At 73.0% G+C, this 17,441-nt stretch carries 18 protein-coding genes; 9 read left to right on the top strand and 9 right to left on the bottom strand.

All coding sequences use genetic code 11. From position 1 onward, the window contains the following. Positions 1-72: 72 nt before the first annotated feature. Entirely contained in the window at positions 73-819 is a 747-nt protein-coding gene (locus ABZ877_RS26815; RefSeq protein WP_361075525.1) for an ABC transporter ATP-binding protein, read from the top strand. Then, complete coding sequence (locus ABZ877_RS26820; protein ID WP_361075527.1) at positions 813-3,248, top strand: ABC transporter permease; 2,436 nt, start codon at positions 813-815, stop codon at positions 3,246-3,248. Before ABZ877_RS26815 ends, ABZ877_RS26820 begins: the two co-directional genes overlap by 7 nt. 6 nt (positions 3,249-3,254) lie before the next feature. On the opposite strand, the gene ABZ877_RS26825 is transcribed toward ABZ877_RS26820, so the two are convergent. The 6 genes from ABZ877_RS26825 to ABZ877_RS26850 all read right to left on the bottom strand — a co-directional run bounded on the left by ABZ877_RS26825 (position 3,255) and on the right by ABZ877_RS26850 (position 7,743). After that, the gene (locus tag ABZ877_RS26825; protein ID WP_361075529.1) at positions 3,255-3,518 is read right to left on the bottom strand and encodes a DUF3099 domain-containing protein; all 264 of its coding nucleotides are present in this window, start codon (positions 3,516-3,518) and stop codon (positions 3,255-3,257) included. 125 nt (positions 3,519-3,643) lie between these two features. Further along, the gene (locus ABZ877_RS26830) at positions 3,644-3,931 is read right to left on the bottom strand and encodes a DUF1416 domain-containing protein (protein WP_018527919.1); all 288 of its coding nucleotides are present in this window, start codon (positions 3,929-3,931) and stop codon (positions 3,644-3,646) included. Between the two features lie 47 nt (positions 3,932-3,978). Next, complete coding sequence (locus ABZ877_RS26835; protein WP_361075531.1) at positions 3,979-4,824, bottom strand: sulfurtransferase; 846 nt, start codon at positions 4,822-4,824, stop codon at positions 3,979-3,981. Positions 4,825-4,959: 135 nt separating this feature from the next. Further along, positions 4,960-5,040 carry a putative leader peptide gene (locus ABZ877_RS26840; protein WP_350203226.1) on the bottom strand — a complete coding sequence of 27 codons (81 nt, stop codon included), beginning with the start codon at positions 5,038-5,040 and terminating at the stop codon, positions 4,960-4,962. A gap of 674 nt (positions 5,041-5,714) precedes the next feature. After that, positions 5,715-6,443 carry a DUF2993 domain-containing protein gene (locus tag ABZ877_RS26845; protein WP_361075533.1) on the bottom strand — a complete coding sequence of 243 codons (729 nt, stop codon included), beginning with the start codon at positions 6,441-6,443 and terminating at the stop codon, positions 5,715-5,717. Between the two features lie 244 nt (positions 6,444-6,687). Continuing rightward, on the bottom strand, positions 6,688-7,743 hold the full coding sequence (locus ABZ877_RS26850) for a hypothetical protein (protein WP_361075535.1): 1,056 nt from the start codon (positions 7,741-7,743) through the stop codon (positions 6,688-6,690). Between ABZ877_RS26850 and ABZ877_RS26855 the strand changes: the two genes are divergently transcribed. Next, positions 7,693-8,307: a hypothetical protein gene (locus ABZ877_RS26855; protein ID WP_361075616.1), complete on the top strand. Its 615-nt coding sequence runs from the start codon at positions 7,693-7,695 to the stop codon at positions 8,305-8,307. The genes ABZ877_RS26850 and ABZ877_RS26855 overlap by 51 nt on opposite strands. Then, positions 8,308-8,766, top strand: coding sequence for a hypothetical protein (locus ABZ877_RS26860; RefSeq protein ID WP_361075537.1), 459 nt, complete (start codon positions 8,308-8,310; stop codon positions 8,764-8,766). It begins immediately after the preceding gene. A 96-nt stretch (positions 8,767-8,862) separates the two neighbouring features. On the opposite strand, the gene ABZ877_RS26865 is transcribed toward ABZ877_RS26860, so the two are convergent. Continuing rightward, complete coding sequence (locus ABZ877_RS26865; RefSeq protein ID WP_361075539.1) at positions 8,863-9,117, bottom strand: MoaD/ThiS family protein; 255 nt, start codon at positions 9,115-9,117, stop codon at positions 8,863-8,865. Positions 9,118-9,151: 34 nt separating this feature from the next. Continuing rightward, on the bottom strand, positions 9,152-9,904 hold the full coding sequence (locus ABZ877_RS26870) for an alpha/beta fold hydrolase (RefSeq protein ID WP_361075541.1): 753 nt from the start codon (positions 9,902-9,904) through the stop codon (positions 9,152-9,154). A 283-nt stretch (positions 9,905-10,187) separates the two neighbouring features. Between ABZ877_RS26870 and ABZ877_RS26875 the strand changes: the two genes are divergently transcribed. From ABZ877_RS26875 to ABZ877_RS26895, 5 genes are all read left to right on the top strand, one after another. Beyond that, on the top strand, positions 10,188-10,985 hold the full coding sequence (locus tag ABZ877_RS26875) for a response regulator transcription factor (RefSeq protein ID WP_361075543.1): 798 nt from the start codon (positions 10,188-10,190) through the stop codon (positions 10,983-10,985). Between the two features lie 53 nt (positions 10,986-11,038). Continuing rightward, positions 11,039-12,061, top strand: coding sequence for a LacI family DNA-binding transcriptional regulator (locus tag ABZ877_RS26880; protein ID WP_361075545.1), 1,023 nt, complete (start codon positions 11,039-11,041; stop codon positions 12,059-12,061). A gap of 97 nt (positions 12,062-12,158) precedes the next feature. After that, the gene (locus ABZ877_RS26885) at positions 12,159-13,229 is read left to right on the top strand and encodes a trypsin-like peptidase domain-containing protein (RefSeq protein WP_361075547.1); all 1,071 of its coding nucleotides are present in this window, start codon (positions 12,159-12,161) and stop codon (positions 13,227-13,229) included. A 121-nt stretch (positions 13,230-13,350) separates the two neighbouring features. Then, positions 13,351-14,085 carry a response regulator transcription factor gene (locus ABZ877_RS26890; RefSeq protein WP_361075549.1) on the top strand — a complete coding sequence of 245 codons (735 nt, stop codon included), beginning with the start codon at positions 13,351-13,353 and terminating at the stop codon, positions 14,083-14,085. After that, on the top strand, positions 14,082-15,509 hold the full coding sequence (locus ABZ877_RS26895) for a HAMP domain-containing sensor histidine kinase (RefSeq protein ID WP_361075552.1): 1,428 nt from the start codon (positions 14,082-14,084) through the stop codon (positions 15,507-15,509). The genes ABZ877_RS26890 and ABZ877_RS26895 overlap by 4 nt, the downstream gene beginning before the upstream one ends. On the opposite strand, the gene ABZ877_RS26900 is transcribed toward ABZ877_RS26895, so the two are convergent. Next, entirely contained in the window at positions 15,502-17,346 is a 1,845-nt protein-coding gene (locus ABZ877_RS26900) for a bifunctional metallophosphatase/5'-nucleotidase (protein ID WP_361075554.1), read from the bottom strand. The genes ABZ877_RS26895 and ABZ877_RS26900 overlap by 8 nt on opposite strands. Between the last annotated feature and the right edge of the window lie 95 nt (positions 17,347-17,441).

Raw genomic sequence — 17,441 nt, forward strand, 5'->3', positions numbered from 1 at the left:
GATCGCCCTGGGCGCCGGTCCTGGGCACATGTCCGATACCGGCGCCGTCCGCGCCCGGCCAGGCTCTCGGCCATGGAGAAAAGACCAGCGGACGCGTCCGTCGTCCTCGACCACGTCACGCGCCGCCATCCCGGCGGCGAGGCACCGGTGACCGCCCTCGACGACGTGTCGGTGACGTTCGCGCACGGCACGTTCACCGCCGTCATGGGACCGTCCGGGTCCGGCAAGACAACGCTGTTGCAGTGCGCGGCCGGACTCGAACGGCCGCAGGCGGGACGGGTGCTGGTGGCCGGGCACGATCTCGCGCGGCTCAGCGAACGCAGGCGGACGCTCCTGCGCCGCGAGCGGATCGGATTCGTGTTCCAGTCCTTCAACTTGCTGCCGTCACTGACCGCCGCGCAGAACGTCGCCCTGCCGCTGCGCCTCGCGGGCCGCCGCCCCGACCCGGCCCTGGTCCGGCAAGGGCTGGCCGCCGTGGGCCTCGCCGACCGGGTGGGGCACCGGCCGGCCCAGCTCTCCGGCGGCCAGCAGCAGCGCGTGGCGCTCGCCCGCGCCCTCGTGACCCGGCCCGCCGTGCTCTTCGCGGACGAGCCGACCGGCGCGCTCGACGCCTCGACCAGCCGCGAACTCCTCCAGCTCATGCGCACCCTCGTCGACCGGCACGCCCAGACCCTCGTCATGGTCACGCACGACCCGCTCGCGGCGGCCTGCGCCGACCGCGTCCTCTTCCTCGCCGACGGCCGTCTGACCGGCGAGATCACCGATCCGACCCCGGACGCCGTGACGACCCGGATGCTCCACCTGGAGGCATCGTGCTGAACCTCGCCCTCGCCACCCTCCGCACCCGCTGGGCCTCCCTCGCGGGCTGCTTCACCGCCCTCGTCCTCGGTACGTTCCTGATGGCGGCGGCGGGCCAGGTGCTCGCCTCCACCCTGACCTCGCCCGAGCGCGGCCCGCAGCGGTACGCCGCCGCGCCCTCCGTCGTCGTCCCCGACACCGAACTCGTCGTGGACACCGCGCGCGGGACGAGCAGCGCGCCGCTCGCCGCACCCCGCCCGCTGACCGCCTCCCTCGCCGGGCGCGCCGCCGAGCTGCCCGGCGCGGTCGTCGACCGGATCGTCCCGGCGCGGCTCGCCTCCGGCACCGCGCTGACCGGCCGCCCCTGGTCGGCGCACCGGACGGCCCCGCACCGGCTGACGGCGGGCCGTGCGCCGCGCGCCGCCGACGAGATCGCCCTCGCCGGGCGCGGAGCCCGCCCGGGCGCGCGGGTCACGGTCGTGACGGCGGCGGGCCCGGCCTCGTACCGCGTCGTCGGCACGACGACCCCGGGCCCCGAGCCGACCGTCTTCTTCACCGACGCGCGCGCCGCCCGCCTCTCGCCCCGTGTCGACGCGCTGGCACTGTGGCAGCCCGCCCCTGAGGTGCGCGCGCTGGTGCGCGGCACCGGCGCGCACGTCCTGACCGGCGACGACCGGGCCCGCGTCGATCCGGCGCGGGCCGCCGACGCCAAGGCCCGCAACGACGCCAACACGGTCGTCGGGATCGCGGGCGGCTTCGCCGTGTTCGTCAGCGCGTTCGTCGTGTCGTCGACGTTCGCGTACGCCACCGGGCGGCGCCGCCGCGAGTTCGCCCTGCTCCGCTCGGTCGGCGCGACCGGCCGCCAGGTGCGGCGCATGGTGCGCGCCGAGGCGTGGCTGCTCGCGCTCGTCGCCTCCGGGATCGGCGCCCTCCTCGGCCCGCTCGCCGCGCCCGCGCTCCTGGACCGGCTGATCGCGCTCGGCCTGGCCCCCGCCTGGACGGTGCCGAGCGATTCCGTCGTCCCCGCCCTCGTCGCCTTCCCGACCGGGGTCGTCGTCGCGCTCGTCGCCGCCGCGACCCCGGCGCTGCGGGCCGGGCGCACCGGCCCCGCCGAGGCGCTGCGCGAGGCGGCGGTCGAGAGCCGGGCGATGACCCCGGTCCGCTGGGTCCTCGGCCTCGGCTGCCTGACCACGGCTCTCGTCTCCATGGCGGTCAACGCGCTCACCGAGCCCGACTCCGCCACCCACAACAAGACGGGGATGCCGCTGGTCATGCTCCTCGTCGCCGCCGCCGCACTGCTCGCGCCCGCGGTCGCCGCCCCGGTCGCCCGGCTCGTCGCCGTACCCCTGTCCCGGCTGCCCGGCGCGGCGGGCGAGGTCGCCGCGTCCGCCGCGCTCGCCTCGGCCCGGCAGACCGCGATGACGGCCGCGCCCGTCCTCGTCACGGTCGGCCTGACGGCGGCGCTGCTCGGCGGCGCGGCGACCGGCGACGCCGCGAAGGAGGAGATGCGGACGCGGCCCGTGCGCGCCGAGTACGTCGTCACGGCACGCGGTGACGGCGGCCTCGACCGCGCGCTGGTGGGCCGGTTGCGCGCGCTGCCCGGCGTGGACGTGGCGACGCCGACCGCGACCAGCGTCTACACCCTCGAAGGCGACACGGCGCTGATCCGGCGGCCCGTCGACGCCGTCGACCCGAAGGCGCTGGCCGCGGCGGCCGACATCCCGGTCACGGCGGGCTCGCTGGCCGCGCTCCGTCCCGGCACCGTCGTCGCGTCGCCCACCTGGGAGCGCCGCCTGGGCGAGACGTTCCGGGTCTGGGGCGCCGACGGCACCCGGACCACGCTCAAGGTGGTCGGCCTGCTCGGCGCGGGCGCCACGGCCGACGCGTACGTCACGCCCGACCGGGCCCTCGGCGCCCGCCCGTCGCTCGCGTACGTGAAGCTGCGCCCCGGCACCGCACCGGCCACCGTGCGCACGGCACTTGAACGGGCCACACGCGGGCACAGCGCCACCGCCCTGACCAAGGAGGAGTGGAGTGCGGGCGCGAGCAAGGAAGGGGGCGGCCGGTCCGCGAGCCGGACGGGGCTCCTCGCCGTCCTCGCCGTCGTCCTCGCCTACACGGTCCTCTCCCTGGTCACCCTCTCCCTGATGGCGGCCGCCGACCGCGCGCCCGAACGCCGCGCGCTCGCCCTGCTCGGCGCACGCCGCCGCCAGATCGCCGCGTTCGCCGCGACGGAGGCGCTGCTGGTGGTGACGGTCGGCACGCTGCTCGCCCTCGGCGCGGCGACGCTCAGCCTGGCCGGCCTGTCGTGGTCGGTGCTGCGACTGACCGGCCCGACCTGGCCGAGCGTCCCCTGGGCGGCGACGAGCGCGGCGACCGCGGTCTGCGCGCTGCTCGCGGTGGTGGCGGCGGCACTACCGGCGGCACTGGACCGCCGCCCGGGAACATGAGACCCGTTACGGACGAGGCCGCTTCTTGCCGTCCAGCTCGTCCCACCACTCGTCCGACTGGGCGTCGCCCGACGGATCGTCCCACCAGCGGTCCTCGGGCCCCCGCCGGTTCGCGACGATCGCGGCGACCGGCGGGATGACCATGGCGACCACGCACATCCCGACGGCGGCGGGCACGGACCAGAGCCGCACGAGCCCCCACGCCAGGACGAAGAGGCCGATGCACAGCCCCATCATGGCGAAGTACACATGCTTCCGCCGCGCAGACATACCCCCAGCGTAGGCCCGCCGCGAGGCCCCCGCGCAAGCCGAAGGACCGCACCCCGTACCAGTGGCGTCCAACCCCCGGGGATGCGGCCCTTCGAGCCTGTCGTGTGCGCGTCGCGGCGCCGCCGTCACACGGCGATCGCGACCTCCGCGAGACCACCGGTCCGCGCGACGACCGTACGGTCCGCCGTCCCGCCCGGCACCAGCGCGCGCACGGTCCACGTGCCCTCGGCCGCGTAGAAGCGGAACTGGCCCGTGGCCGAGGTCGGCACCTCGGCGGTGAACTCGCCGGTCGAGTCCAGGAGGCGGACGTAGCCCGTCACCGGCTCGCCGTCACGGGTCACCTGACCCTGGATCGTGGTCTCACCGGGCTTGATCGTCGAGGCGTCGGGACCGCCGGCCTTCGCTCCACACATACGTAACTCCTAGGCAGGAAGGGTCTGTTGAACCCGGGTCGGGGGTCTTACTTCGCGGCGCCGAGCTCGATCGGCACACCGACGAGGGAGCCGTACTCGGTCCACGAGCCGTCGTAGTTCTTGACGTTCTCGACACCGAGCAGCTCGTGCAGGACGAACCAGGTCAGCGCGGAACGCTCACCGATGCGGCAGTACGCGATGGTGTCCTTGGCCAGGTCGACCCGCTCGTCCTCGTACAGGGCCTTGAGCTCGTCGTCCGACTTGAACGTGCCGTCGTCGTTGGCGTTCTTCGACCACGGGATGTTGCGCGCGGACGGGACGTGACCCGGGCGCTGCGACTGCTCCTGCGGCAGGTGGGCGGGGGCGAGGAGCTTGCCGGAGAACTCGTCGGGCGAGCGCACGTCGACCAGGTTCTGGCTGCCGATCGCGTTCACGACGTCGTCGCGGAAGGCGCGGATCGAGGCGTCCTGCGGCTTCGCCTTGTACTGCGTCGCCGGGCGGTTCGGGACCTGCGAGCCGTCGACCAGGTCGCGGGAGTCCAGCTCCCACTTCTTGCGGCCGCCGTCGAGGAGCTTCACGTCCTGGTGGCCGTAGAGCTTGAAGTACCAGTACGCGTAGGAGGCGAACCAGTTGTTGTTGCCGCCGTACAGGACGACGGTCGTGTCGTTGGCGATGCCCTTCTCCGACAGGAGCTTCTCGAAGCCCTCCTGGTCGATGAAGTCACGGCGGACCGGGTCCTGGAGGTCCTTGGTCCAGTCGATGCGGATCGCGTTCTTGATGTGGTTCTTGTCGTAGGCCGAGGTGTCCTCGTCGACCTCGACGATCGCCACGTTCGGGTTGTCGAGGTTGGCCTCGACCCAGTCGGCGTCGACCAGGACGTCACTGCGGCTCATGCTGTCTTCCTCCGGGGCAGTTGCGGCGGGGCATGCGGGGATTCGGTGCGCGGAGTGGGCGCGGGCGGCCCCGAGTTCCGGACTCGAGGGGCCTGGGAGAAGGCGGGGCCGGTCGTGTGTGGCCGGGTGTCCCGCTCAGACAGTGCGACAGAGCATGGCGGCGACGCGGCACAGGTCTACTGCCCGCCGCTTCGTGAGGTCCGCCTGTCGCTTCATGCGTCCGATCGTAAGGACGCATCGGGCATCGTGTCACCGCCATGTCGCATGCTGAGACGCAATCGTCCGGATGGCGGGACGTGAGGGGGATCCGGCGGGTCGCGGGGCGGCGGCCGAGGCGCCGGAAGGGCCCGGCCTTCTGCGGAACGGACGTCGCCGTCTCGCAGTGCGGACGGGGCCGCGCCGTCTGAGTGCGGGGCGGGTGCCGCGCCGTCCGGCAGGGGGGCGGGCGGCGTGCCGTCTCGCGGTGCGGGGCGGGTGCCGCGCCGTCCCGTAGCGGGGCGGATGCCGCGCCGCCCCGCAGCAGGGCGGATGCCACGCCGCCCCGCAGCGGGGCGGATGCCACGCCGCCCCGCAGCAGGGCGGATGCCACGCCGCCCCGCAGCGGGGCGGGTGCCGCGCCGTCCCGCAGGGGGCCGGACCACGCGCCGTCCCGCAGTGCGGGGCGGATGCCGCGCCGCCGCTCAGCGGGGCGAGTGCCGCGCCGTCCCTCAGCAGGGCGGGTGCCGCGCCGTCCCGCAGGGGGCCGGACCACGCGCCGTCCCGCAGTGCGGGGCGGATGCCGCGCCGCCGCTCAGCGGGGCGAGCGCCACGCCGTCCCTCAGCGGGGCGAGTGCCGTTGCCGTCTTGTCGGCTTCGGACTCGGTCCCGCCGTCGTTCGGTTCTGTTCGTCCCTACCCGACGAGCTTCAGGTTCGAACCCTTCACCGTGATCTCCACGCCGTCCTTCACCGCCTGGACGTTGTCCAGTTCGATCCCCGCGGGCAGCTCGTCGATCGCCTGCTGGAAGTCGGTGACCGCCCGCACCCGGCCCTCCGCCAGATCGAACGCGCCGATCTTCGGCAGGCTGTCGGCGCGCGCCGAGACCTTGCCGTCGGTCACCTTCACGGCGCTCAGCACCGTCGGGTGCAACGTGCCCACCGGCGTCTTCACCGACACCGCCACCTTGATCTTGTCGCCGCCGCCGTACGAGAGACCGTCGATCTGGGCGGTGACACCGGGTGCCACCTGGGCGACGTCCCCCTTCTTCACGGCCTTCAGGAGCTCGTCGTAGGAGATCCGGGCGGTGCCCGTCGCCGTGTCGGCCGTCGCCGAGCTGTAGCTGCTGTCGAACTCCACGCCGTGCATCTCGGCGTCCAGGTCCGCGATGCGGATGCTGCCGCTGCCGCTCTTCGCGTCGTAGTCCTTGATGCCGATCTCCACGTCGTCCAAGGTGCCGCCCACCACCTGCGTGAGGAACGGGAAGCCCTTGATGCTCACATCAGGGGTGTCGGCCAGGCCCTCGCTCGTGCGGATCCTGTCGGCGGCCTTGTCCTCGGCGAAGTTCACCGCGACGCGGTCGGCGATCACGAAGAGGCCGCCCACGATGACGACGAAGATCAACAGTATTCGCAGTGCGCGCATCGGGGTCCCCCCATTTGCCGTGTGTACGTACCCGGCGCCTGGTCTTCCCCGGCCGGGGTGGATCTCGGGGCCGAGGGTACGTTGCCGCGGGGGCCTCCGGCGGGACCGGGCGGGGTTGTAGCGGAGTTGTCGATCACCGCGGGGTCTGCGGACGCGGGGTTCGTCGTGGCTGAGCGCGCGGTTCCCCGCGCCCCTGGAGCAGGCGGCTTCGCCGCAGCTCCGACGGGGACGCGGGGGGGGACGGTCAGATCAACGCGCGGCCCAGCAGGTAGATGGCCGGGGACGCCGCGGCCAAGGGGAGCGCCACGCCCGCCGTCATGTGGACGAAACGGGACGGGTAGTCGTACGAGGCGACCCGGTGGCCGATCAGCGCGCAGACACCCGCGCCGAGCCCCAGCAGGGCCCCGCCCGTGCCCAGGTCCGTCACACCGCCGGCGGCGATCCCCGCCCCGGCGGCCGCGAGCAGCGCGACCACCACGGACGCGGGCGTCGACAACGGCAGCGCGCGGGCCACCATCGCGACGGCCACGGCGGCCGCCCCGACGACGACCGCGTCCGGCTCCGCCGCGAGGAACCCCGTGGCGATGATGGCCAGCGCCGCCGAGGTGACGGTCGCCATCAGCCCGTACATGCGCTCGTCCGGCGACGCGTGCGAACGGAGCTGGAGGACGAGGGTGAGCAGCACCCAGACCCCGAGGGTGCCGAGGATCGCGGCGGGCCCGTGCTCCCGCCCGGCCGCGAGCAGGGCGACGTCGGCGACGACCCCGCCGAGGAAGGCGAGGGCGATGCCCTGGCGGGCGGGCCACATGCCGTTGAGCCGGAACCAACCTGCGGCCGTGACCGCCTGGAGCAGCAGCAACGGCACGAGCAGCCCGTACGAGCCGATGAGGGCGCCGCCCGCGAGGAGCACGCCGAGCGCGGCCGTCAGCGCGGCGGGCTGTATACCGGGCTCGATGATCGGCGACCGCCCCTCGGCGCGGGCGCGCTGAGCGTCGGTGACACGGGCATTACCGGTGACAGTGGCCGGCCCATACCCCGGCTCACCGGCCCCCTCAGAAGAACCGCCGGCCACCCCATCCCCACCCCACTCCGCCTGCTGCTCCCCGAACACCTGCTGCTCCCCGTGGGACTGCTGCCCGCCGCGAGACGACTGCGCCTCGTAGGACTGCTGCCCCCCGCCAGACGGCTGGCCGCCGTAGGACGACGGGCCCCCGTGATCCTGCGGGGCCCCGTACACCTCTTGGCCCCCGTGGGACTGCTGAGCGCTGTGGGGCTGCTGGCCCCCGTAAGACGGCAGCACGCCCTGGACCTGCGCGCCTCCGTAAGACTGCTGCCCGCCGGGGGACTGCTGGCCCCCGTACGACTGCTGAGCGCCACGAGACTGCTGCCCGCCGGAAGGCTGCTGGTCCCCGTAAGTCCGCTGCCCACCCTGGGGCTGCGGCCCACCGTGCGACGGCTGAGTCCCGTAGGGCTGCTGACCGCCGCCAGATTGCTGTCCGCCGGAGGGTTGCGGACTGTGGGGCTGCTGCCCGCCGTGGGACTGTTGGCCCCCGTAGGACTGCTGCCCGCCCTGGGGCTGCGGCCCACCATGCGACGGCTGAGCCCCGTAGGGCTGCTGACCGCCACGAGATTGCTGCCCGCCGGAGGGCCGCTGGCCGCTGTCGGACTGCGGCCCGCCGTGAGACTGCTGAGCCCCGTAGGACTGCTGCCCGTCGGAGGGCTGCTGGCCCCCGTACGACTGCTGCCCGCCCTGCGGCTGCGCGCCTCCGTGAGACTGCGGGTCCCCATATGGCTGTTGGCCGGCGCCAGACTGCTGAACCCCGTAGGACTGCTGAGCCGCATGGGGTTGCGGGCCACCGTGTGATTGCTGGCCGTCGTAGGGCCGCTGGCCGCCGCGCGGCTGCTGAACTCCGCGAGCCTGCTGGCCCGCGTAAGACTGCTGGCCCTGCTCATCCCCGTACGGCTGCTGGCCTGCGTAGGGCTGCGGGCTCCCGTGAGGCTGCTGGCCTCCGTATGCCTGCCCATCCCCGTACGCCTGCCGACCCCCGCCAGCCTGCTGGCTTCCGTACGCCTGCTGGCCCCCGCGAACCTGCCGCCCCCCGTACGCCTGCTGACCCCCGCCAGCCTGCTGGCCTCCGTACGCCTGCTGGCCCCCGCGAGCCTGTCGCCCCCCGTACGACTGCTGCTCCCCGTACACCTGCTGGCCTCCGCGAGACTCCTGCCCCCCGTAAGCCTGCCGGCCCCCCTGAGCCCCCTGCTCCCCATAAGGCTGCTGCTGCGGCACATGCTGTTGAGGGGGCTGGGGCCGGACCGGGGGCTGTAGTTGGGTGTCCCATGTCTGGGCTTGCCATTGTTGGGTTTGGGGGCCCTCGTCCTCGTAGCCCGGCTGCGGGTACTGCTGATCGTTGGTCATCGGGTGTCACCCTCCTGCGAACGGCGGGAGCACCTCGACCGTGCCGCCCTCGGCCAGCCGTACCGTCTCATGCTCGCGGGTCCCCACGGGATCCCCGTCGATCAGGAACGAGGAGCGCCGCAGGACCCGTACGAGATCGCCGGGGTGCCGCGCGCGGGCCGCGTCCAGGGCCGCGGCCAGGGTCTCCGCGTCGTACGGTTCCTCGGCGACGCCGGCGGCCGCTTTGGCCGCCGCCCAGTAGCGGATCGTGCCCTGAGCCATGGGGGCGGCTCCTCTCCTCGTTGCGGTCGGCGTCCTATTGTGCGGCACCCGCGGCGACGGCCCACGCGCCGATCCGGTCGAGCAGGGCGTCGCTCGCCGCGTGCTCGGCGTGGCCCATGCCGGGTTCCAGCCAGAGCTCGGCGCCGCCCCCGGCCGCCTCGGCGAGCATCCGGGGGTGGTCGACGGGGAAGTACGGGTCGCGGTCGCCGTGCACGACGAGCAGCGGCGTCGGCGCGATCAGCGGCACCGACTCGACCGGGGAGAGGGGGACGGGGTCCCAGTCGTAGGGGTGGATACGGGTGCGCAGGCCGAGCCTGCCGACCACGCGGCCCGTGGGCCGGGTCACCACCCAGTGCAGCCGCCGCATCGGGGCCGTCCCCCGGTAGAACCAGCGGGCGGGGGCGCTGACCGCGACGACCGCGTCCGTGCGCGCTTCTGTGCGCCCCCTGTGCGACGCGGCGTGCCGCAGAACGACGGAACCGCCCATCGAGAAGCCGACCGTCACCACGCGCGCGTGGCCGAGCGAGCGTGCCCACTCCACGACCGCGGCCAGGTCGAGGACCTCCCGGTCGCCCACGGTCGAGCGTCCGCCCGAGCGGCCGTGACCCCGGAACGAGAACGTGATCACGGCCGCACGCTGGGCGAACACCGCCGCGGCGCGCCGGACGTGCGGCCGTTCCAGATCGCCCGTGAAGCCGTGCGCGAGCACGATCACGGGGTCCTCGCCGGGCGCCGGACCGGGCTCGTACGCCGCGTCGATGGCGACCCCGTCAGGTGTCCGCAGCATTACGCGCCGTGTCCGTTCAGTGATCGGTCGCACGGAAGATCCGCTCTCTTCATCTGCCGGACCCCAAGTCATGTGGGCTATTGTGCTGTGGAGAGGACTCGGGCAACGCAGCCCCCGGGTCCTTTTGTGCTTTCAGGAGCACAGGCAAGCACCACCACGAAGTACCGCGAAGAAGTACCACGAAGCAGTGCCGCAACGTCCTCGCAGGGACCGAGGAGGAACCAGACGTTATGGGCCAGCGAACCGTGCACGAACGTATGACGACCCGGGTAGGTGGGGCGCGATGAGCTCTCTGCTGCTCCTCACCAACGCCCTCCAGCCGTCGACGGAGGTGCTCCCCGCGCTCGGCCTGCTGCTGCACTCCGTGCGGGTCGCCCCCGCCGAGGGCCCCGCACTGGTCGACACCCCGGGTGCCGACGTCATCCTCATCGACGGCCGCCGCGACCTCCCGCAGGTCCGCAGCCTCTGTCAGCTCCTGCGCTCCACGGGCCCGGGCTGTCCGCTGGTCCTCGTCGTGACGGAGGGCGGCCTCGCCGCCGTCACCGCCGACTGGGGCATCGACGACGTGCTCCTGGACACGGCGGGCCCCGCCGAGGTCGAGGCGCGGCTGCGGCTCGCGATGGGCCGCCAGCAGATCGTCGCCGACGACTCCCCCATGGAGATCCGCAACGGCGACCTCTCCGTGGACGAGGCGACGTACAGCGCGAAGCTCAAGGGCCGCGTCCTGGATCTGACCTTCAAGGAGTTCGAGCTCCTGAAGTACCTGGCGCAGCACCCCGGCCGGGTCTTCACGCGCGCGCAGTTGCTCCAGGAGGTGTGGGGCTACGACTACTTCGGCGGCACCCGCACCGTCGACGTGCACGTACGGCGCCTGCGCGCCAAGCTCGGCCCCGAGCACGAGTCGCTGATCGGCACCGTGCGCAACGTCGGCTACCGCTTCGTCACCCCGGAGAAACCGGAGAAGAAGGCCGAGGGGAAGGCTGAGGAGAAGGCCGGGGAGAGGGCTGCGGCGGGCGTCGGCGACAAGGCGGGGAAGGGCACGCGCAAGAGCGCGTCGGCCGGCGTTTCCGCCGAGGCGTGAGAAGGGGGCGCACGCCCTGCCCACGGCGGGGTCCATCCGCGTAGACTCCGCGCGTGGCCAAGGTGACTCGGGACGACGTGGCGCGACTGGCGGGTACTTCGACCGCTGTCGTGTCCTACGTGATCAACAACGGACCCCGGCCGGTCGCCCCGGCCACGCGGGAGCGGGTGCTCGCCGCGATCAAGGAGCTGGGGTACCGCCCCGACCGGGTCGCCCAGGCCATGGCGTCGCGGCGGACCGACCTCATAGGCATGATCGTGCCGGACGCGCGCCAGCCGTTCTTCGCGGAGATGGCGCACGCCGTGGAACAGGCGGCGTCCGAGCGCGGGAAGATGGTCCTCGTCGGCAACTCCGACTACGTGGGCGACCGCGAGGTCCACTATCTGCGCGCGTTCCTCGGCATGCGGGTGTCGGGGCTGATCCTCGTCAGCCACGGCTTCAACGATCTGGCCGCCGCCGAGATAGAGGCGTGGGACGCGCGCGTGGTACTGCTGCACGAGCGGCCCGAGTCGATCGACGACGTCGCCGTCGTCACCGATGACGTGGGCGGCGCCCAGCTCGCCACCCGCCACCTCCTGGAGCACGGGAACGCGTACGTGGCGTGCCTCGGCGGCACCGCGGAGACCCCGTCCGTCGGCGACCCGGTCTCCGACCACGTGGAGGGCTGGCGCCGCGCGATGCAGGAGGCGGGCATCCCCACGGAGGGCCGGCTGTTCGAGGCCCCGTACAACCGGTACGACGCGTACCAGGTGGCGCTCGGTCTGCTCGCCGGGCCCGACCGGCCGCCCGCCATCTTCTGCTCCACCGACGACCAGGCCATCGGAGTGCTGCGGGCCGCGCGCGAGCTGCGCATCGACGTGCCGGGCGAGCTGGCCGTCGCCGGGTTCGACGACGTGAAGGAGGCGGGGCTCACCGACCCGCCGCTGACCACGGTCGCCTCGGACCGCTCGGCGATGGCGCGCGCCGCCGTGGACCTGGTCCTCGACGACTCGCTGCGCGTCGCGGGCTCGCGCCGCGAACGCCTGAAGCTGTTCCCGTCCCGGCTCGTCGTACGCCAGTCCTGCGGCTGCGCATAGCCCGACGGGCCCGTCTTTATTTCGGGCAAACAGGCTTCTGCCGGGACTCTCAGGGCGCACTCAGGCGGCTCTCATGTACGGGGCACACGCTGGTCCCATGACCGAGAGCTTCCGCCACAGCGGCGAGTACCAGCAGGACAGCACCGCCCCGCAGCAGTCCCCGTACTCGGGGAGCGCCTACCCTCCCCCGCCGTCGTACGAGCCGGGGCAGACCGCTCAGTTCGCGACGTACGGGCCCGAGACGCGGCAGGTCCCGGCCCCCGCTCCGAAGAAGCGCAGGCGGCTGCGCGGACCGGTCGGGCTGCTCGCCGCCGTGGCCGTCGCGGCGGCCGCGGTCGGCGGCGGCACCGCGTACGCCTTCCAGGAGCTGAGCGGCACGGACACCACGGCGTCCAGTTCGACCAGCACCACCGTCGTGCCGAGCAGCCAGAAGGGCACCGTCTCCGGGGTCGCCTCGGCGGTCAGCCCGTCGATCGTCGAGGTCAACGCCTCGCTCTCGTCGGGCTCCTCCACCGGTTCGGGGGTCGTCCTCACCAGCGGCGGCGAGGTCCTCACCAACAACCACGTCATCTCCGGCGCCTCCGCCATCAAGGTGCGGACGAGCGACGGGAAGTCGTACACCGCCGAGGTCGTCGGCACCGACAGCAAGAAGGACCTGGCGCTCATCAAGCTGAAGAACGCCTCCGGTCTGAAGGCCGCCACGCTCGGTGACTCCTCCGGCGTCAAGGTCGGCGACCAGGTCGTCGCCATCGGCTCCCCCGAGGGCCTGACCGGCACCGTCACCAGCGGCATCGTCTCCGCGCTCGACCGGGACGTCACCGTCCCCACCGACGAGGGCCAGCAGCAACAGCAGGGTGGCGGCAGCGGGCAGTGGCCGTTCGAGTTCGGCGGGCGCGAGTTCAACGGCGACACCGGCTCCTCCACGACCACGTACAAGGCGCTCCAGACCGACGCGTCCCTCAACCCCGGCAACTCCGGCGGCGCCCTCATCGACATGAACGGCAATGTCATCGGCATCAACTCGGCCATGTACTCCGCCAGTTCCGACTCCTCCGGCGCGTCGGGGGACTCCTCCGGCGCGGGCAGCGTGGGCCTCGGCTTCGCCATCCCGATCAACACCGTCAAGGCCGACCTCGCCACGCTGCGCGCCGGAGGCGCCGACAACTGACCGCCCCGCGCGGAAGGCCCCGCCCGGCAGGCGACGCGCCGCACCGTACGCGGCCGCCGCGCCGCCGTGCGAGGCTGAGAGACGGTCCCGTCCGCACCCACCCTCGAAGGAAGCGCAGCCCATGAGCCCCGCCGAAGGCGACCGCGACCCGCACCGCATCCTCATCGTCGACGACGAGCCCGCGGTGCGGGAGGCGCTCCAACGCTCCCTCGCCTTCGAGGGCTACGCCACCGAGGTCGCCGTCGACGGCGCCGACGCGCTGGAGAAGGCCGCCACCCAACGGCCCGACCTCGTCGTCCTCGACATCCAGATGCCGCGCATGGACGGCCTCACCGCCGCGCGCCGCCTGCGCGCCACCGGGTCCACCACCCCGATCCTCATGCTCACCGCCCGCGACACCGTCGGCGACCGGGTCACCGGCCTCGACGCGGGCGCCGACGACTACCTGGTCAAACCGTTCGAACTCGACGAACTGTTCGCGCGGGTGCGGGCGCTGCTGCGGCGCAGCGGGTACGCGGCCGCCGCGGTCGGGGGTGTCGACGACTCGGACGTTCTCTCCTTCGCCGACCTGCGCATGGATCTGGCGACCCGGGAGGTCACGCGGGGTTCGCGGACCGTCGAGCTGACCCGCACCGAGTTCACGCTCCTTGAGATGTTCCTGGCCCATCCTCGGCAGGTCCTCACGCGGGAGCAGATCCTCAAGGCCGTGTGGGGCTTCGACTTCGAGCCGTCGTCCAACTCGCTCGACGTGTACGTGATGTACCTGCGGCGCAAGACCGAGGCCGGGGGTGAGCCGCGGCTCGTCCACACGGTGCGGGGTGTGGGGTACGTGTTGCGGTCCGGCGGGGCCGAATGAGCGGGGTGCTCCGCAGGGTGCGGGGGTTGCCGTTGCGGTCGCGGCTCGCGCTGCTGGTGGCGGTGGCGGTGGCTGCGGCGGTTGCGGCGGTGGCGGTGACGTGCTGGTTCCTGACCCGGGGCCAGTTGTACGGCCAGATCGACAACAATCTGGCCAATGAGGCGCATTCGCTGGGTCGGTCCCAGACGGCCTACATCGTCAGCAACTGCGGCGTCTCTCAGTCACCGGCCCAGCCCGGCTTCCCGGGCCCCACGGTCCAGATCGTCTATCCGAACGGGCAGGTCTGCACATCGCCCGGGGACGCCTCGATCCCCGTGCAAGCCTCCGACCTGCGGGTCGCACGCGGCACGCAGTCCACCAGCACCCACACCACCACCGCCTCCGACGGCACCGACATGCGCGTCGTGACGCTGTCGGCGTTCGACCAGGACGGCGAACGTCTGGCCCTGTCCGTCGCAAGCCCGCTGCACGAAGTGACCAAACCCCTCACCACCCTGGCCTGGGTCCTCCTCCTGGTCGGTGGGATCGGGGTGCTCGGGGCGACCGCTGCCGGGTTGTGGATCGCGCGGGCCGGGTTGCGGCCCGTGGACAAGCTCACCGACGCCGTGGAGCACGTGGCGAGGACCGAGGACCTGACCGTCCGCATCCCGGTGGACGGGAACGACGAGATCGCCCGGCTGTCCGCGTCGTTCAACTCGATGACCGCCTCCCTCGCCTCCTCCCGCGAACTGCAGCGGCAGCTCATCGCCGACGCGGGTCACGAACTGCGCACGCCCCTGACCTCGATGCGGACCAACATCGAACTGCTCACCCGCAGCGAGGACACGGGCCGCGCCATCCCCCCGGACGACCGCAGAGCGCTGATGGCGTCGTTGAAGGCGCAGATGACGGAGCTGGCCGCGCTGATCGGGGACTTGCAGGAGCTGTCGCGGACGGGGCTGGGCGCGGGCGACGGCCCCGTGAAGGTCGTCTCCCTGCACGAGACCGTCCGCAGCGCCGTGGAACGCGCCCGCCTGCGCGGCCCCGAGCTGACCATCGACGCCGAGCTGGCCCCCTGGTACGTCCGGGCGGAACCGGCGGCGCTCGAGCGGGCGATCGTGAACCTGCTGGACAACGCGGTGAAGTTCAGCCCGGAGAAGGGCACGGTCGAGGTGCGGCTGATGCGTGGGACGCTCACCGTGCGGGACCACGGGCCCGGCATCCCCGCCGATGAGCTGCCGTACGTCTTCGACCGGTTCTGGCGCTCCCCGACCGCCCGCGCGCTGCCGGGGTCCGGGCTCGGTCTGTCGATCGTGGCGCGGACCGTGGAGGCGAGCGGCGGCGAGGTCGCGCTGGCGGCGGCCGACGGCGGCGGGACGGTCGCCACGATGCGGTTGCCGGGCGCGCCCACGCCGCCGCCGGAGATCCCCGAGTCCGCTACTTGATGATGGTGATCCGGTCCGCCTTCGGCGGCGCGATCGGGTTCGCGGCCGAGGAGTTGGCGGTCAGGTAGTCGTTGAACGCCTTCAGATCGTCCGCGCCGACCAGCGGGTTCTTGCCCTGGCCGAGCGCCGCGAAGCCGTCGCCGCCGCCCGCGAGGAAGGAGTTCATCGCGACGCGGTAGGTGGCGGCGGGGTCGATCGCCGCGCCGTTCAGCCTGATCGAGTCGGTGACCACGCGGGCGGCGCCCGACTTGGTCATGTCGAGGGTGTACGTGAGCCCGGCCGACGGCTGGAGGATCTTCGGCGAGGCCGCGTTCGAGCCGCTGACCTGCTGCTGGAGCGCCGTGATGAGCTGCGCGCCGGTGAGGTCGGCGAGGTTGACCGTGTTGCTGAACGGCTGGACCGTGAACGCCTCGCCGTACGTCACCACGCCGTCGCCCTCGCCGCCGCTCGCCTTGTAGACGAGGTCGGAGCGGACGCCGCCCGGGTTCATCAGGGCGAGGGACGCCTTGGGGTCGAGGGTCTTGGCGTGGGCGAGCTGCGCGTCCGCGATGAGGTCGCCGAGCGGCTCCTCGGGCGTACCGGCGCCACGGCCGGGGATGTCGCCGGAGATGTAGCCGACGGCCTGGTTCGCGACGGGCGCGGCGAGCTTGTTCCAGCGGCCGATCAACGCGGTCATGTCCGGCGCCTTGGGCTGGGTGCGGGTCACGACGTGGTTGGCCGACGTCGCCGACCTCACGGAGGTCCGCACGATGTCCTTGGTGCGGCGGTCGTACGTGAGCGCGGTGTCCGTGTAGAGCTTGCCGTAGGAGGACGCCGAGGTGACCAGGCGCGGGTTGCCCGCCGGGTCCGGGATCGTGCACACGTACGCGTTGTGCGTGTGGCCGGTGACGAGCGCGTCGACCTTCGGCGTGATGCCCTTGGCGATGTCGACGATCGGGCCGGAGACGCCGGAGCCCGCGCCGGACGCGTCGCAGTCGTAGTTGTACGAGGACGACGCGGGCACCCCGCCCTCGTGGATGAGGGCGACGATCGACTTCACGCCCTGCTTGTCGAGGATCTTCGCGTACTTGTTGACGGTCTCGATCTCGTCGTGGAACTTCAGGCCCTTGACGCCCTCCGCCGACACGATGTTCGGCGTGCCCTCCAGCGTGACGCCGATGAAGCCGACCTTCACGCCCTTGTGCTTCCACACCCAGTACGGCTTGAGGATCGGCTTGCCGGTCTTCTCGTCCGTGACGTTCGCCGCGAGGTAGGGGTAGTCCGCGCCCTCGAAGGTGTGGCCCTTCTCGAAGCAGCCGTCCTTGGGGTGGCAGCCGCCGTTCTGGATGCGGGCCAGCTCGGTGGCGCCCTCGTCGAACTCGTGGTTGCCGACACCGGTGACGTCCAGGTCGAGCTTGTTCATCGCCTCGACGGTCGGCTCGTCGTGGAAGAGGCCGGACAGGAGCGGGCTCGCGCCGATCAGGTCACCGGCGGCGGCCGTGACGCTGTACGGGTGTCCCTTGCGGGCCGTGCGCAGGGAGGTGGCCAGGTACTCGACGCCGCCCGCGTCGACCTGCTTCGTCGTGCCGTCGGCCTGCTTCTCGGTGACCTGGCCCGACGATCCGGCCGGCGGCTCCAGGTTGCCGTGGAAGTCGTTGAAGGACAGGAGCTGGACGTCCTGGTAGCGGCCTCGGTCGTACGTGCCGTGGCCGCCGTGCTTGTCGTGGGCCGCGCTCGCCGGCAGCGCGGCGATCAGCGCGCCCGCCGTGGCGAGGGTGGCGACGGCGCCGAGCGTCGCCTTGACGCGACGGCGGACCGGGCGGGGCCCCGCTCCGGAAACTGGTCTGAATATGGGCATACGTCCCCCAGGGGCGGAAGAGTGCTGCTGCTCGCGTGACAGCGGGAAGCCTAGGGTCAACGCGCGTAGCGCAACAGGGGTCCGCTGGTTACGAG

It is taken from the genome of Streptomyces sp. NPDC046939 (assembly GCF_040644575.1).
Classification (GTDB): domain Bacteria; phylum Actinomycetota; class Actinomycetes; order Streptomycetales; family Streptomycetaceae; genus Streptomyces.

What these genes read in the sequence shown, in the direction of transcription:
- ABZ877_RS26865 (WP_361075539.1), bottom strand. Translation starts at nt 9,117, where the DNA reads ATGGCTCAGGGCACGATCCGCTACTGGGCGGCGGCCAAAGCGGCCGCC.
- ABZ877_RS26890 (WP_361075549.1), top strand. Translation starts at nt 13,351, where the DNA reads ATGAGCCCCGCCGAAGGCGACCGCGACCCGCACCGCATCCTCATCGTC.
- ABZ877_RS26835 (WP_361075531.1), bottom strand. Translation starts at nt 4,824, where the DNA reads ATGAGCCGCAGTGACGTCCTGGTCGACGCCGACTGGGTCGAGGCCAAC.
- ABZ877_RS26875 (WP_361075543.1), top strand. Translation starts at nt 10,188, where the DNA reads ATGAGCTCTCTGCTGCTCCTCACCAACGCCCTCCAGCCGTCGACGGAG.
- ABZ877_RS26840 (WP_350203226.1), bottom strand. Translation starts at nt 5,040, where the DNA reads ATGAAGCGACAGGCGGACCTCACGAAGCGGCGGGCAGTAGACCTGTGC.
- ABZ877_RS26815 (WP_361075525.1), top strand. Translation starts at nt 73, where the DNA reads ATGGAGAAAAGACCAGCGGACGCGTCCGTCGTCCTCGACCACGTCACG.
- ABZ877_RS26825 (WP_361075529.1), bottom strand. Translation starts at nt 3,518, where the DNA reads ATGTCTGCGCGGCGGAAGCATGTGTACTTCGCCATGATGGGGCTGTGC.
- ABZ877_RS26885 (WP_361075547.1), top strand. Translation starts at nt 12,159, where the DNA reads ATGACCGAGAGCTTCCGCCACAGCGGCGAGTACCAGCAGGACAGCACC.
- ABZ877_RS26900 (WP_361075554.1), bottom strand. Translation starts at nt 17,346, where the DNA reads ATGCCCATATTCAGACCAGTTTCCGGAGCGGGGCCCCGCCCGGTCCGC.
- ABZ877_RS26845 (WP_361075533.1), bottom strand. Translation starts at nt 6,443, where the DNA reads ATGCGCGCACTGCGAATACTGTTGATCTTCGTCGTCATCGTGGGCGGC.
- ABZ877_RS26830 (WP_018527919.1), bottom strand. Translation starts at nt 3,931, where the DNA reads ATGTGTGGAGCGAAGGCCGGCGGTCCCGACGCCTCGACGATCAAGCCC.
- ABZ877_RS26895 (WP_361075552.1), top strand. Translation starts at nt 14,082, where the DNA reads ATGAGCGGGGTGCTCCGCAGGGTGCGGGGGTTGCCGTTGCGGTCGCGG.
- ABZ877_RS26870 (WP_361075541.1), bottom strand. Translation starts at nt 9,904, where the DNA reads ATGCTGCGGACACCTGACGGGGTCGCCATCGACGCGGCGTACGAGCCC.